Annotated in this window: 12 protein-coding genes and 1 pseudogene; 3 read left to right on the plus strand and 10 right to left on the minus strand. The window is 65.1% G+C overall.

Annotated elements, in window-relative coordinates; all coding sequences use genetic code 11:
* Positions 1–44: 44 nt before the first annotated feature.
* Entirely contained in the window at positions 45–1,328 is a 1,284-nt protein-coding gene (locus tag EV140_RS00745; RefSeq protein WP_241971227.1) for a hypothetical protein, read from the minus strand.
* Positions 1,329–1,355: 27 nt separating this feature from the next.
* A pseudogene (locus EV140_RS13595) lies at positions 1,356–1,460 on the minus strand (DUF2510 domain-containing protein); the annotation flags it as partial.
* Positions 1,461–1,565: 105 nt separating this feature from the next.
* Between EV140_RS13595 and EV140_RS00750 the strand changes: the two are divergent.
* Positions 1,566–2,408 carry a CPBP family intramembrane glutamic endopeptidase gene (locus EV140_RS00750; RefSeq protein ID WP_130280116.1) on the plus strand — a complete coding sequence of 281 codons (843 nt, stop codon included), beginning with the start codon at positions 1,566–1,568 and terminating at the stop codon, positions 2,406–2,408.
* Positions 2,409–2,762: 354 nt separating this feature from the next.
* Here EV140_RS00750 and EV140_RS00755 read toward each other — a convergent pair whose 3' ends face one another.
* Genes EV140_RS00755 through EV140_RS00785 form a run of 7 tightly spaced genes read right to left on the minus strand, consistent with a single transcriptional unit; the run spans position 2,763 to position 9,975 of the window.
* Positions 2,763–3,824, minus strand: coding sequence for an ABC transporter ATP-binding protein (locus EV140_RS00755; protein ID WP_130280118.1), 1,062 nt, complete (start codon positions 3,822–3,824; stop codon positions 2,763–2,765).
* A 22-nt stretch (positions 3,825–3,846) separates the two neighbouring features.
* On the minus strand, positions 3,847–4,665 hold the full coding sequence (locus EV140_RS00760) for a carbohydrate ABC transporter permease (protein ID WP_130280120.1): 819 nt from the start codon (positions 4,663–4,665) through the stop codon (positions 3,847–3,849).
* Positions 4,662–5,513 (minus strand): carbohydrate ABC transporter permease, encoded by an 852-nt coding sequence (locus EV140_RS00765; RefSeq protein WP_130280985.1) that lies wholly within the window; start codon positions 5,511–5,513, stop codon positions 4,662–4,664. The genes EV140_RS00760 and EV140_RS00765 overlap by 4 nt, the downstream gene beginning before the upstream one ends.
* 48 nt (positions 5,514–5,561) lie before the next feature.
* Complete coding sequence (locus tag EV140_RS00770; RefSeq protein WP_130280122.1) at positions 5,562–6,866, minus strand: ABC transporter substrate-binding protein; 1,305 nt, start codon at positions 6,864–6,866, stop codon at positions 5,562–5,564.
* A 57-nt stretch (positions 6,867–6,923) separates the two neighbouring features.
* Positions 6,924–7,694 (minus strand): SDR family NAD(P)-dependent oxidoreductase, encoded by a 771-nt coding sequence (locus tag EV140_RS00775; RefSeq protein WP_130280124.1) that lies wholly within the window; start codon positions 7,692–7,694, stop codon positions 6,924–6,926.
* Positions 7,691–9,178 (minus strand): FGGY-family carbohydrate kinase, encoded by a 1,488-nt coding sequence (locus tag EV140_RS00780; RefSeq protein WP_130280126.1) that lies wholly within the window; start codon positions 9,176–9,178, stop codon positions 7,691–7,693. The genes EV140_RS00775 and EV140_RS00780 overlap by 4 nt, the downstream gene beginning before the upstream one ends.
* On the minus strand, positions 9,175–9,975 hold the full coding sequence (locus tag EV140_RS00785; RefSeq protein WP_130280128.1) for a DeoR/GlpR family DNA-binding transcription regulator: 801 nt from the start codon (positions 9,973–9,975) through the stop codon (positions 9,175–9,177). The genes EV140_RS00780 and EV140_RS00785 overlap by 4 nt, the downstream gene beginning before the upstream one ends.
* A 183-nt stretch (positions 9,976–10,158) precedes the next feature.
* Here EV140_RS00785 and EV140_RS00790 point away from each other — a divergent pair, with 183 nt between their 5' ends.
* Together EV140_RS00790 and EV140_RS00795 are read left to right on the plus strand one after the other, a co-directional pair.
* A complete protein-coding gene (locus EV140_RS00790) occupies positions 10,159–10,977 on the plus strand; it encodes a BtpA family protein (protein WP_130280130.1) in 819 nt (272 codons plus the stop codon).
* Positions 10,978–11,126: 149 nt separating this feature from the next.
* Positions 11,127–13,781 carry a DEAD/DEAH box helicase gene (locus EV140_RS00795; protein WP_130280987.1) on the plus strand — a complete coding sequence of 885 codons (2,655 nt, stop codon included), beginning with the start codon at positions 11,127–11,129 and terminating at the stop codon, positions 13,779–13,781.
* A 21-nt stretch (positions 13,782–13,802) separates the two neighbouring features.
* On the opposite strand, the gene EV140_RS00800 is transcribed toward EV140_RS00795, so the two are convergent.
* Positions 13,803–14,618 carry a DUF2510 domain-containing protein gene (locus EV140_RS00800; protein ID WP_130280132.1) on the minus strand — a complete coding sequence of 272 codons (816 nt, stop codon included), beginning with the start codon at positions 14,616–14,618 and terminating at the stop codon, positions 13,803–13,805.
* Positions 14,619–14,743: the final 125 nt, after the last annotated feature.

Consider the following 14,743-nt stretch of genomic DNA (forward strand, 5'->3'; position numbering starts at 1 on the left):
TGAGTCAATCACGCGTCGACGGCCGCGGCAGCACCGTTTCCGCGTCAGTTCTCGAGTTCGGCCGGCAGGCCGGCAAGCTCAAGGGAGTATTCGATGGCACCGTTGATGCCCGCCCACCGAACAGTGATCAGCCCCACGACCGACCCCGCGTCGTCCAGTGCGTCGCAGCGGAAGGTAGATCCAATGCGAGCGTCAGCGGAGTCGGGGCACAAGACCTGCGCCACGAGAGCCTCGCTTGCCAGGTCTGCCGTGATGCGAGATTCGACGGCCCTCATTTCGGCGATCGTTGCTGACCGCGGAACGACGAACGGCGCGGCGATCACGAGTGAGGTGATGACCACCGATGTCGCGATGAATACCCACAGTGGCGCGGTTCCCTTGCCCGATTCGCGGACGACCCGGACGGTGCGTGCGATGAGGTAAATGAATGGACCAAGGAGGATCCACCACGCGGACGCTCGATGCGTGTGACCGAGACTCACGAGTCGTCTCCGGTCGATGACCACCGCGACGATGAGATAGACCACGCTGAGAACCGAGATCGCCGCGAGTGACCCGCCGAGCACCAGCAGGTTTCGCTCAGCGACGAGCACAGGCAGGGCCGCCACGTTACCCGCAGTCAGAGCGACGCCAAGCAGTGTCATGACCACAGGGACGACGAGCGGGCTGACTGCGAGCATCCACCCCCCGACCGTCGAAGATCGGCTCGGAGCGGGCGTGCGAGCAGGTGCCGACCGTGCCCAGTTGCGCCCCATCGGCTCATAGTCGACGGATGCCAGCTCGGCCGCAGACTGCGGAACAGCGAAACTCGGCGGCGGCGCCCAGGCGGCGTCTACGGGTGATTGAGCTGAGGGGGCGGCGGTCGGTGCACTGCCGACTGCTGACGCGCGCGGCGGCGACGCGGCCGACGCTGCGGACAGGGCCGACGACGCGAGTGCGCGTGTGTCAACCGGCCCGGGATTGAGCGGCACGACCCCCGTCGGTCCCGTCGACGACGGCACGATCATCCCGGCAGTTCGGGTCTCACTGGGGCGCTGTTCGACCTGCTGCACGACCGGCACGCCGAAAGTCACGTCGGAATCAGCGCTGTCCGGAGCGGAGCTGTCGGCGCTCGTCGACGACCCAGCCTCGAGGGCACGTCGCTCACGACGCGTGAGCATCTGCGCACCTGGAGGAGGAGCGGTGCGCAAGTCGTCCGAACGCGTCGTGCCGACGGGCGTCTGCATCATGACGCCTCGAGGTTGCGCATCGGCGGGCGGGGGCATCGTCACTGTCGAATCGCCAGCGACGGCGTCGTTGCTGGCACCGATGTTCACGCTGACAGCCATCGCAGGAACGGTCAGCGCCGCAGCGGGCAGTGGCTGACGGTGTTCCGTCCACCCGGTGCCGTCCCACCAACGCATGAACGACGAATCAGGCGCGTCGGGATACCACCCTGGTATCGGCGTTTGCTCTCCCATGCACAGACCCCCCTGAGCGATGCTGACGAAAGCCTAGGCACTGAGTGGGTCTCACGGATACCCCCTCTATGGGGGAATCTGAGCCGCATCTGCGACGATTGCCTCATGCCCGCCGCCGCTCCGATCGCCCCGACGGACTCCCTTCCGATCCTCAGCGCCAAGCTGATCCCCGCCGCCATCGTCGCGACGAGCGCCATCGTGCTGTTCGGTTTCGAGAACCGGGTCGTCGGCTACCCCTGGCTTCTCGCGGGTTTGATCGTTGCGTACGTGGTCGACCGCGAACTGATGCGCGACCTCGGCATCATCGCGGCGGGCCTCATCGTGGTGAGCACGGTGAGCGTCAAGGCCGACATCTCGTGGCCCAACTTCTTCCTGCTCGGGTTCGTCTTGAGCCTCGCCGTGGCCGTGCCGTTCGTGCTCGACCGATTCGTGCTGAAGCGTCGCGTGATCCGCTTCCCCTGGCGCGGCGGCCAGAAGTGGCAACCGTGGGAGAAGTCGTACCTCTTCGCCGTGCCGTTCCTCGGCTGGCTGATCCTGCCGTTCTACTTCATCCAGTCCGGCTCGTACCAAAACTGGCCTGCGGTCAGCGAGTTCAGCGAGGTGGCGCGTCTCTTCGTCGGCGTCAATGCGGTCGGCATCTGGGACGAGCTCTTCTTCATCTGCACCTGTTACGTGCTGCTGATGCGACACTTCCCGCTGCTGGTCGCCAACATCCTGCAGGCGATTATCTTCGTCAGCTTCCTGTGGGAGCTTGGCTACCAGGCCTGGGGCCCGCTCATGACGATCCCCTTCGCCTTGCTACAGGGCTGGATCTTCCACCGCACCAAGTCGCTCACCTACGTGATCATCGTGCACCTGCTGTTCGATCTGGTCGTCTTCCTCGCGATCGTGCACGCCCACAACCCGGGGGTGCTCCCGTTCTTCCTGATCGAGGCCCCCGGGTCGTAGCGCGCCGCGTCAGCCCGTGGCGCGGTCGGTCGCTCCGCCGTCCGTGCCGAGCGGATGATTTCCGTCGTCGGGATTCGCGTGATCGGTCATGCGCCCCACCCGGGCACGCACACGCCCGGGCCCCCAAGCGATTATCAGGTCACGCTCAGCCCTCGATGGACGCCGTGCAATCGAACGTGCCCGCATCGTCGGAGAAGCCGGAGCCCGGTGAACGTGAGGCGCGGCTGGGGGTCACGGCTCTCGGCGTACGTCCCCGCCGCGATAACCGCGAGAGTACTCGCGTTCTCATCACTGTCGGCCAGGCCGATATTGACTTTTTCACGGAATTCGACGGAGGAGCACGTTGTGGTGTGCCTAAACTTCGATCAGACGGTTCTCGCTCGCGGGATCGAAAAGGTGAAGTGCCCCCGGACGAACACTTAGGTCGACCAATGCGCCGACGGGAAGGTCGGCGAGGGCCGCGGCGTCAACGACGCTCGTGAGCCGGTCATCGCTCGCATCCAGGTGCACAATCGCGCGAGGGCCCAGCAACTCGACGAGGGCGACCTTGGCCGTGCCGGTGGGGCTCGGCGAGAGCGTTAGGTCATCGGGTCGCACTCCGAGAATCACCGCGTCGTGGGCGGGCGTTGAGCCCACGGCGATGCGGCTTCCGCTGGGAGAGGTGAACGCGCCATCGGCTATGGTGCCGCTCAGGATGTTCATTTTCGGACTGCCGACGAAGGTGGCGACGAAGACGCTGTTCGGCCGAGCATAGATCTCGTCCGGTCGTCCTGACTGCGCCACCCGACCGTCGCGCATGACGACCATCCGGTCAGACATCGTCATCGCCTCCTCCTGGTCGTGGGTGACGTACACGGCGGTGATGCCGAGGCGCCGCTGAATCTGCAAGAGCTCGAACCGGGTCTCCACTCGCAACTTGGCGTCGAGATTGCTAAGCGGCTCGTCGAACAAAAACACCGCAGGCTGACGGATGATCGCACGCCCGATCGCGACGCGCTGTTGTTGACCTCCCGACAGATCTTTCGGTTTGCGCGAGGTTAGTGCGCCGAGACCGAGTGAGTCGGCCACGTCTTGAGCGCGACGGAGAGCATCCGCCCGCCGCGTCTTGGTTGCGCGCAGCGGAAACGCGATGTTTTCGAGCACAGTGAGATGCGGGTACAGGGCATAGTTTTGAAAGACCATGGCGATGTCACGATCTCTTGGCTCGAGCCCGTTGATAACGCGCCCGTCGATCATGATCTCGCCGCCGCTGATTTCCTCCAGGCCGGCGAGCATGCGCAGCGAGGTCGACTTGCCGCAACCCGACGGGCCGACGAGAACAGTGAGCGAGCCATCCGGGAAGACGATGTCAACGTCGTCGACGATCACCGTTGATCCGTACTTCTTCCGAACCTTGTTGAAGCGCACCTCTGCCATTGCGACGAACCTCTCGTGAGAATTAGAACTTGACGGCGCCGCCGCTGATGCCCTGCACCAGTCGACGCTGGATGAAGAAACTCGCGATGACCACCGGAACCACCGCGATGATGATGGCCGCGCTCATCGCGCCCAGTTCGACGCCGCGGAACGTGTTGAAGGCAGCAATCGCGACGGGCAAGATCGTCTCCTGCGTGGGGGCCAGTATGAGCCCGTAAAACATGTCGTTCCAGGAGAGTGTGAATCCGAAAATCGCGGCCGCGCCGATGCCGGGCAACACCTGCGGCAGAACGACCATCCGGAAGGCGGCGAATCGCGAGAAACCGTCGACCCGCGCCTGCTCTTCGAGTGAGCGGGGCACCGCGTCAAAGAACCCAATGAGAAACCAGGTGATGACGGGGAGCACAAAACTCAGGTGGGCAAAGATCACGGGAATGTAGGTGGTGTCAAGCCGCAGGGCGTATGCCATCGTGAGGAAGGGGAACACCAGCACAGCGGGCGGCAATACCTGTGCCGCAAGAATGCCGAACCGGGTCGCTGATCCTCCGGTCTTGTAGGCCGAGATCGCGTATGCACCCATGGAACCCGCGACGACGCTGATGGCGACGGTGATTGTGGCGACCATCGCGCTGCGCCCGGCGGCGTCAAGCACGCCAGCCTCGAGCACGCGAGCCCAGTTGTCTAGATTCGGGGCAAACAGCACGAGCCCGGGATCGTTGAGTTGAGCTGGCGACTTAAAGCTCGCCAGCGCCACCCAGAGCAGCGGAAGAGTGACGGTCAGGGCAGCCACCCAAAGAAGGAGCGCTCGGGCAACACTCCAGAGGTTAGTTCGTCGGGTCATCGTGGAGCGCTCCTCTGGAGTCGACGGAACAGGATGACAATGAGGGTCATGACGATCGCCAGGAGGACGAAGGCGACCGCCGAGGCCTCACCGAGGCGGAAGAACTGAATACCGGTTTGGTAGGTGAAGTACTGGATGGTCTCTGTCTCGATACCAGGCCCGCCGCGGGTTGTGGCGTAGACGTACTCAAATACCTTGAGGGCATCTAGTGAGCGCAGCAGGACGGCCACGGTGAGCACTGGTGTGAGCAGCGGCAACACGACACGGCGGAAGGTATACCAGGCGCTTGCGCCATCGACCTTCGCCGCCTCAATCGGTTGCCGGGGAATCGACTCTAGACCCGCCAGGAGTAGCAGCACCATGAAAGGTGTCCACTGCCATACGTCGATAAGGGCGAGAGTCATCAGGGCATTGCCCGGGCCGAAGAAGTCGATCGAGATGCCGATGCTGCGTAGTGCTGCTGGAATCGCACCAAGTTGATCGTTCAGGAGGAAGCGGAAGGTGAGGCCCACCGCTATCGGGGTGATGAACATGGGTGCGAGCAGCATTGCTCGAGTGAGGTCGCGTATCCACTTCTGCTTCTGCAGGGCGAGAGCGATGGTGAGCCCGAGCACCGTCTGGAGGGCAACCGCGACAATCACGTAAGCTAGCGTGTTCGAGAATGCGTTCCACATGCGCGGATCAGTCAAGACGAACAGATAGTTCTCGAGTCCGATGAAGTTGGGGGCTCCGCGACTCGTCAGCCGGTAGTCGGTGAGGCTCAGGTACAGGGCATAGCCGAGAGGAAACCCGACAGCGACGCCGGTGATGGTCAATACCGGGGCGAGCATCGCCCAACGGAAGCTCATCGTTGATGTCACTGCCGGGTTTCCTTTCTCGAAATGGACGGTGCTTGTCTAGCGCTGGATGCGCTCGACGGCGGCCTGTGCGTCGGCCAGAGCCTCTTCGACGGTCTTGGTGCCGGCGACCGCCTCGCTGAGCTCGGTACCGACGGCTTGAATCATCTCCTCGCCGCCAAGGCCCTGCGAGAGCGGGGCAGCGTCTGAGAGGATCGCGATGATTGCCGCGTAGTAGTCCTCGCCGAATCCGGACTCAAGGACAGTCGGGTTGCTCAGCGTACTTTCGCGGATGGCCGCACCACCGGCGACGACACGCTCGACGTCCACCGCGGGCGAGGTGATCCACGCCGCAAACGCCCAGGCGGCGTCAGAAGCTGCGGAGTTCGCCGGGATCGCCCAGCTCCAGGAACCGAGAACTTGCTTCCCACCGGGCATTGGCGCAAGAGCAAATGAGCCAGCGAGTTCACCCGAGGCACCGTCGGGGTCGTTGAGGCCCGGGAGGTTCCAGTTGTAGCTAATCATCGACGCCGACTGGCCACTCGACACCGAACGGAATGCCTCGTCAAATGCCCAGTTCGAGCTGTTCGCCGGAGCCGCCGTCGTGAACGCCTCGATGTAGGCATCAAGCGCGGCGGCCGCCTCCGGAGTATCGAGAGTGGGGTTACCCGTCTCGTCGTAGATCGAGCCGCCGGCCGCGAACAGCCAGTTCGCCCACTCTTCGAAGATCTTGTATCCGCGCTGCGGCTGCATCGCGATTCCCGCGCGGTCACTCGTAGTGAGCTGCTGAACGTTTGCGACAAGCTCGTCCAGTGTGTTCGGCACGGCCATGCCGGCCTCGTCATAGAGGTCGGTGCGGTACAGGTAGCCGAGAGCGTAGTTGTAGAACGGCACTCCGTAGCGAACGCCCTCGACCTCGGTGATGTCGACTAAGGGCTGGAAGAAGTCTTCCGGCTGGTAGTCGGTCGTCGAGTCGATGCGTGCGTCGAGCGGCTCCAAGAAACCGGCATCAACGAAGTCGTCCATCCACGGGTTGTCCACAACAATCAAGTCGTAGGCGGGCTCGCTTGACTGGAACGACGCGATCAGCTTGTCGCGCATCTGGTCGAACGCGAGCGTCTCGATCTCGACCTCGATGCCGGGGTACGTCTCATTGAACGAGGCGACCAAGTCGACGACGATGTCGGTGTCGGGAACGCTCTCCATCAGGATCCGAACGGTGCCCTCCGTGTCGGCAGGGATGTCTCCCAAGCCTGACGAGTCCGGAGCATCCACTCCTCCGGATCCCGCGCATCCCGAGATCGTGAGAGCGAGTGCTGCTGCGAGGCCCATGGAGGCCAGAAGTCCTCGGCGTCGAGTACTCATGGGGTCACTTCCTTTCTGTGTTGGTTGGTGCAGGGGTAAATCGCTCAGGGTGAGCGATCAGTCCATGTAGGCGCCGCCGTTGACCGACAGCGATTCGCCGGTGATGAACGCGGCGTCATCGGAGAGCAGGAACGCAACCCCGCGGGCGACGTCATCCGGGGTCTGCAGTCGACCGAGCGGCGTGGCTGCCACCCACGCGTCGCGCACAGCCTCGGGAGTCGAGCCGCTCAGCGCGGCCTCCCAGGCAAGCTCGCGTTCCTGCATGGCCGTCGCAACAAACCCAGGGCAGACGGCATTCACGGTGATGTCGTTCTCGGCGAGCTCGAAAGCCATCGCCTGTGTCAGGCCAATGACACCGAATTTCGAGGCGACGTAGTCGGCCAGAAAGGGTACCCGGCCTTGCTTGCCCGCCATCGACGCTGTGTTTACGATACGCCCGGCGCTGCTAGTCCGGATCATTGCCCGTGCAGCGGCCTGGCCGCAAAGAAACACGCCTTTCAGGTTGACGTCCAGTGTCAGGTCGAGCTTCTCGCGCGGAATGTCGACGAAGCGTTCCATGAACGAAACGCCCGCGTTGCTCACCCAGGCGTCCAGTCCGATGGTGTCGGCGATCTCATCGGCAACGCCCTGGGCTGCGTCGCCGTCGGTGACGTTGAGCTGGCGGCTGAGGTGCGCCTGGCCAGCAGCGGTCGAGAGCAGGAGACGGGTCTCAGTTGCCGCGGCCTCGTTCACGTCAGTGGCTACGACCGTCCAGCCACGTTCAGCGAGCATGACGGCCATGGCCCGCCCGATGCCCGAGCCGCTTCCAGTTATGACGACAGTGCTCATAGGTATGCCTTTCGCGCGAGTGAGTGGGAGAACGGTTCGAGGGCGGCACCGAGCTGGCGCCACTCCTCATAGGCCTCGTCATACCGTGAGGCCGCGGCGGAGTCGGGATACACGGTGGGGCCCAGCGAGATGTATCGGTCGACATCGGTCCACGCATCCAGCAGGCCGACGCCGATTGCCGCGATCACGGCTGCGCCGAAGGAGGCGCCGGGATGGTCGACGATCGGGTGCATCTCGGTGCCCAGCACATCGGCATGGATCTGCTTCCAGAGCTTCGACTTCGAGCCACCATTAGTCACCATTGCTCGGGTGAGCGGCAAGCCGAGCTGACCGAAGACCTCCGCGTGATGCCGGAAGCCGAAGGCGATCGACTCGAGCACCGCCCGATACATCGCACCTCGAGAGGTTCCGAGGTGCAGTCCGACGAATGCGCCCCGCAGGTCAGGGTCATGTAGTGGGCTTTTCTCGCCGAGGAAGTAGGGCAAGCAGTACAGACCCGCCGCCGATTCAGTGGCGGCCTCATCGTCGAGCCTCAGAAGCTCGGCGCCGCCGGCCAGGGTCTGGAACCATCGGATAAGACTGCCCGAAGTCGCCATGCACCCGTTCGGCAACCACAGGCCGGGCACGGGGTGGGCATCGAGATACAGCCGCTCATCGACCAGGGGCGCGTCGCTCGCCACTAACACGTCTCCTGCACCGCCGAGCTTTACCAGCCAGTCCCCCGGAGCCCTCACGCCAGCGGAGTAGGCCGAGAGCACATGGTCGGCGCCGCCGACGACGAGAGGGATGCCGATGGGGAGGCCGGTGCGGTTTGCCATCTCGGCCGAGAGCGAGCCGACCACGGTGCCGGGCTCGACGACTTCCGGAATCATGGTGTCATCGATCTGTGCCGACGCGAAGGCTTCGGTGAATCGCTCACCCGTGACGGTGAACAGGCCCGACTCGAGTGCCCAGTTTCGTTCGACGTGGGGACGAGCGCCGAGACGCGTGAGAACCCAGTCGTAGCTACCGACGACAAAGCGAGTGCGCATCCACAGGTCTGGTTCATGAACCTGCAACCAAAGGAGAGTGGGGGCGACCGATTGCTGGCTAACGGCACTTCCCGTCGTAGTGACAGGGTCGAAGGGCGCGAGACCGCGCGCGACGTCAGCGATTTGCTCAACAGCCCGTGCGTCGCTCTGCAGTATTGCACGGCGTAATGGAACACACCGATGGTCGAGTGGGATGACGGCGGGCACCATACCCGTGGTCGATATTGCGGCGACGCGGCGCGGGTCGACACCGTGGTGCGCGATCAGCTCGCCGATAGCGGTGATCGCATTGTCGATCCACTCTGCGCCGTCCGCTTCGGCCATGCCCGGCCCATCGGTGTGGGCCTGAACACTGCGACTCACCGCGATCAAGCGGCCGTCTGCCGCATCGAAGGCGACGACTTTGGTTCCGGTCGTGCCAATGTCGATGCCGAGAGTGACGGTTGCGGTCACGTGAGGCGTCCCGTCTCTTGTGCGGTCGGTGGCTGTACGCAGACAACGTTCACGCCTGCTGCGTGTGCGCTGCGAAGGGTCGGGTGGTCGGGGTCGCCGTCGGTGACCAGCGTGTCGAGCTCGGCAAGCCCGGCGATCTTGACCAGCTGCACTTTGCCGAGTTTTGATGAGTCCGCGACGACGATGATGCGCTGGGCAGAGCGCACTGCCGAGCGCTTCACATGTGCCTCGGAGTAGTGGTAGTCGGTCACCCCGGCGGCGCTCTCCACGCCCGCGACTCCCATCACAAAGGTGCTGGCGTTGAATCGCTCGAGGCTCTCCTGGGCGCCGGGTCCGATCAGGCTCAACTCACCGGGGCGGAGCTGGCCGCCGGTGACGAATACCTCAGTGTCGGTTTCGCTGCTGAGCTCGGTGGCCACCAGCAGGCTCGGTGTGACAACCGTGACTGACAGGTGTCGGGCGCGAATCTCGCGGGCCACCGCAAGCGCAGATGACCCGCTGTCAATGATGACCGTTTCGCCCTCGTGCAGGAAGTCGACCACTGCTGAGGCAATGTGGGCCTTCTCGGTTGCGGCAAGGGCGGCGCGTGAATCGAAGGACGGCTCAGCGGCCGCCGCACCAACTGAGATTGCGCCGCCCATGACGCGACGAAGCACACCCTTAAGTTCGAGTACCTCAACGTCGCGCCGGATCGTCATCTCGGAGACGCCCAACTCCGTCGCCAAGGTCGTGAAGTCAATCTCGCCTTTGTCGAGCACGCGTTGCTCGATCAGCGCTCGTCGCCGTTGAACTGACATGAGACCACAGTAGGGGCAAAGTGTTATCGAATAACACCCCCTCGGTTACATTTCTGTAAAAAGTTCCCAATACGCCAGGAAGTGTGCGAACATTTCACAACGCAGCGTCGCATCGTGTGCTGACGCGCACTCGATTCCCCATCCCGACACCCAAGCCCGTCGGGCAGCAGATAAGGAGCCTCAATGACCACCTGGTTGGACGACATCTTCGCGGTGAAGAAGCCTGTGATCGCGATGCTCCACCTTTCGGCGCTTCCGGGTGACCCTGGGTACGACGCTGAAGCCGGCCTCGACGCGGTGATCGCTCGCGCCCGCCAGGAGTTGCACGACCTGCAATCTGGTGGCGTCGATGGCGTGATGTTCTCGAACGAGTTCAGCCTTCCGTACCTCACGCAAACCGAGCCGATCACGGCCATCACCATGGCGCGCATCATCGGCGAACTTCGGTCTGAGATCACGGTGCCTTTCGGGGTGAACGTGCTGTGGGATGGCCGAGCATCTATTGATCTCGCAATGGCGACGGGAGCCCGTTGGGTGCGCGAGATCTTCACCGGCGTTTACGCCAGCGACTTCGGCCTCTGGAACACGAACGTGGGGGAGGTCGCCCGTCACCGAGCTCGGATCGGGGCGGCCGGGGTCAAGCTACTGTTCAACATTGTTCCTGAGTCGGCCACCTACCTAGCGGCGCGGGACCTGGAATCGATCGCCAAGACCACCGTCTTCGCTACCTTGCCGGACGCGCTGTGTGTCTCGGGCGCAACCGCGGGGGCGCCGACCGACACTCAGGCGCTCTCGATCGTCAAGAACGCGGCTGGCGCCGTGCCTGTGTTTGTCAACACGGGTGTGCGAGCTGAGAACATTAGCGAACAGCTCACTATCGCCGATGGCGCCGTAGTTGGCACGTACTTCAAGCGTGACGGCCGTTTCGAGAGCCAGGTTGATCCTGTTCGAGTTGCCACCCTCATGAGTGCGGCACGCGAGTTCCGCGCGACGATCTCCTAAGCGTCCCGCCCAAGCATTCAGAGATTCGGGATGCTCGCGTTGCGTCGACACGCCATCCGAGCATCCCGAAGCGTCATGGGGAGCCTGTGGCTGGCAGGGGCGACTCTCGCCGATGCGGCAGACTCGACCGGGTGAGCCTGATCGAGTCGATGCCGAAGCCCTACGAGGCGGGCGCGGCCTTCGACGCGATCGCGAACTGGGCGGCCGACACGGGCAGGCCGCTCTACCCCGCGCAGGAGGAGGCGATCTTCGAACTCGTCGCCGGAGCGCACGTGGTGCTCGCGACCCCGACCGGCAGCGGCAAGAGCCTCGTCGCCGTCGCTGCCCACGCGATCGCGCTCGCCCAGGGGCGCCGCAGCTACTACACGGCACCGATCAAGGCGCTCGTGAGCGAGAAGTTCTTTCAGCTGGTCGACATCTTCGGCGCGGAGAACGTTGGAATGGTCACCGGCGACAGCGCCGTCAACGGCGACGCTCCGATCATCTGCTGCACGGCCGAGATCCTCGCCAACCAGGCGTTGCGGTCGGGCAACGCGCTGGACGTGGGCCACGTCGTCATGGATGAGTTCCACTACTACGCCGATCCGGAGCGCGGATGGGCGTGGCAGGTGCCGCTGCTCGAACTGACCGGCACGCGATTTGTGCTGATGAGCGCGACGCTCGGCGACGTGAGCGCGATCGCGAGCGACCTCGAGAGGCGCACCGGGCATCCCGTCAGCGAGGTCACGCACACCGAGCGGCCGATCCCGCTGTCGTACGAGTACGTGCGCACGCCTGTGCACGAAACGGTGGAAGAACTGCTCGAGGAGCGACGCGCTCCCGTCTATGTCGTGCACTTCAGTCAGGCCGCGGCGATGGAACGCGCCCAGGCGCTGTCGAGCATCCGCGTCATCAGTCGCGAACAGCGGGACGAGATCGCCCGCGAGCTGGGGGAGTTCCGCTTCACCACCGGTTTCGGGCAGACCCTCAGCCGCCTCGTGCGCGCAGGCATCGGCGTACACCACGCCGGCATGCTGCCGAAGTACCGACGGCTCGTGGAGGTGCTCGCCCAGAAGGGGCTGCTGAAGGTCATTTGCGGCACCGACACGCTCGGCGTCGGCATCAACGTGCCCATTCGCACGGTTCTGCTGACGGCGCTCAGCAAGTACGACGGGGAGAAGACCCGCCACCTCACTGCGCGCGAGTTTCACCAGATCGCGGGGCGGGCGGGCCGTGCCGGCTTCGACAATGAAGGTTTCGTCGTCGTGCAGGCTCCCGAGCACGACGTCGAGAACGCGCAGGCCCAGGCGAAGGCACAGAAGGCCGGGGCGAGCGGCAAAAAGGTGAAGAAGTCGCCCAAAAAGTCGGCACCCGCCGGCAGCGTCGTGTGGACAGAGAAGACATTCGAGCGCCTCGTCGCCGCACCGCCCGAGCCGCTCGAGAGCCGCATGCAGGTGTCAGCGGCGATGCTGATCAACCTGATCGCGCGCGGGGGAGACGTCGTTGCCCACGCCCGCGCGCTGCTCACCGAGAACCACGAACCGCCGCACCGCCAGCGCGAGCTCGTGCGTCGCGCGCTCGGCATCGCCAAGACCCTCGTCACTGCCGGCGTCGTCGAGATCGTGCGCCCGCCCAACTCTCGTGTCAACAACTCAGGACTAACGGCCGAGGATGGTGCTGATGAGCCCCGGACGGCCGGGTCGCTACGCGGTAGTCCTGAGTTGTTGACACCCGAGGTGCGGCTGACCGTCGATCTGCAGCCGAATTTTGCCCTCAACCAGCCCCTCAGCCCGTTCGCCCTGTCGGTGATCGGGATGCTCGACCCGGCAGACACCGTCGGCTTCCGGCGCGACGACACGGGCTCGGCGAACGGCCTGCTCGGCACGGGTCACTACGCGCTCGACGTGGTGAGCGTCATGGAGGCGACGCTCGACAACCCGCGCGCCGTGGTTGCCCAGCAGCAGTTCCGCGCCCGAGGCGAGGCTGTCGCCCAGATGAAGGCCGACGGTATCGAGTACGACGAGCGGATGGAGCGGCTCGAGACCGTCACACACCCGCAGCCGCTCGCCGAGCTCCTCGAGGAGGCGTTCGAGGGCTTCGCAGCCGCCCAGCCGTGGATTCGCGATGTTGAGCTCAAGCCGAAAAGCGTCGTGCGTGACATGTTCGAGCGCGCGATGACGTTCGGTGAGTACGTCAGCTTCTACCAACTGCAGCGCAGCGAGGGCGGGCTGCTTCGCTACCTGAGCGACGCTGACCGGGCCTTGCGCCAGACGGTGCCGCCGGAGGCGATGACCGACGAGCTAACCGACATCGTCGAGTGGCTGCGCGAGCTCGTGCGCCAGGTCGACTCGAGCCTGCAAGACGAGTGGGAGGCGCTGACGCAGGCGGCCCACGCGGCAACGCCCTCCGCGCCGAGCGACACGCCCGTGACGCCGCCGCCCCCGCCCGACGTCACCACGAACCGCCGGGCCTTCACCGTGCTCGTACGCAACGAGCTGTTCCGCCGCGTGCAGCTGGCCGCGCGCGAGGCGGATGACGAGCTCGTCGCACTTGACCCCGACGCCGCCTGGCCCGAGGCGCTCGACGCCTACTTCGCCGAGCACGACGACATCGGCATCGACGCTGCCGCGCGGGCGACGGCGCTCGTGCACATCGATGAGAACCCCGCGGATGCTCGCCCCGGCGAACGCGTCTGGCGCGTTCGTCAGGTGCTCGCCGACCCGGCGGGCCACCACGACTGGGGCATCGACGCGGTCGTCGACCTCGACGCGAGTGCCGAGGAGGGCGTCGCCGTCGTGCGTGTACTCGGGCTCAGTCGCCTGTAGGCGGGTGAACCGCCCTAGTCGCTAGGTGGCGACCGCGGATGCGAGTGCATCAACGAATGGTGCGATGACGACCGCGTGCGCGACGACGCAAACACCTAAGGCAATCGTGCTTGTCGTTCGCCGGTATCGCAGCACGGTGACGCGGGCCGCGAGGTATCCCAGAGGCCCGAGAAGCAACCACCACGGCGACGGTCGACGGCCGTGCCCCCAGGCGCGGAGCGCTGCTCGGTCTCGAATGGCCCAGGTAATCAACCAGAGCGCGAGCAGTGCTAGACCGAGTGCGAAGGTCGCGCCGACGGGCACCGCGGCGGGGAATAGCTGCCCTGCAGGAGCGGTCAGCACGAGCAGCAAGGGTGCGAGGGCGAGCGACCAGAGAGCGAATCCTGCTGCGCGATCAGGGACGAACTCGGCGGCGCGGCTCTCACGCGCCGCTGCGCCACTTCCCAGCGCCGCGGCTGACGACGGTGCCGTGAGCGAGGGGGGCGAGTGGGGGGCGACGGAGGCCGGTAGGGGCGAGGCCGGTGTCAGCGAGCCGGGCGCGGTGTACGGATACGGTGCGGCCGCCGAAGGTTCGGCCACGTCGTTGATCGTCTGCGCGATCATGGGAGCGCCCGTGTACGGCGGAACCCGTGTCTGGCGATTGTCGCGGGGGTCGCCGTCACGGGCAGCACCGTCTCGACGGCCAGCCATTCCCGTGAAACGCTCTTCGATCTCGGCGTACGGCACGACGGGTTTGGGCCGGGTGTGATGGGTCCAACGACGGCCATCCCACCAGCGCAGGCTGAGGGCGACGTGCGGGTCGTCGTACCAGCCAGGGTCGGGTCTGTGGTCGCTCATGAGGAGCTTTCGGGACGTCGGGCCGCCGTCGCAGTGTCGCGACAGCGTCGGGTGGGTGAGCCCAGTCTAGAGCGCGAGCGGTCGTCCCCGTCGAGGTCGGCGAGACCCCCACTTTGGGGCATTGA

Origin of the sequence: Microcella alkaliphila (assembly GCF_004216855.1) — a bacterium.
GTDB classification, from domain to species: Bacteria; Actinomycetota; Actinomycetes; order Actinomycetales; family Microbacteriaceae; genus Microcella; species Microcella alkaliphila.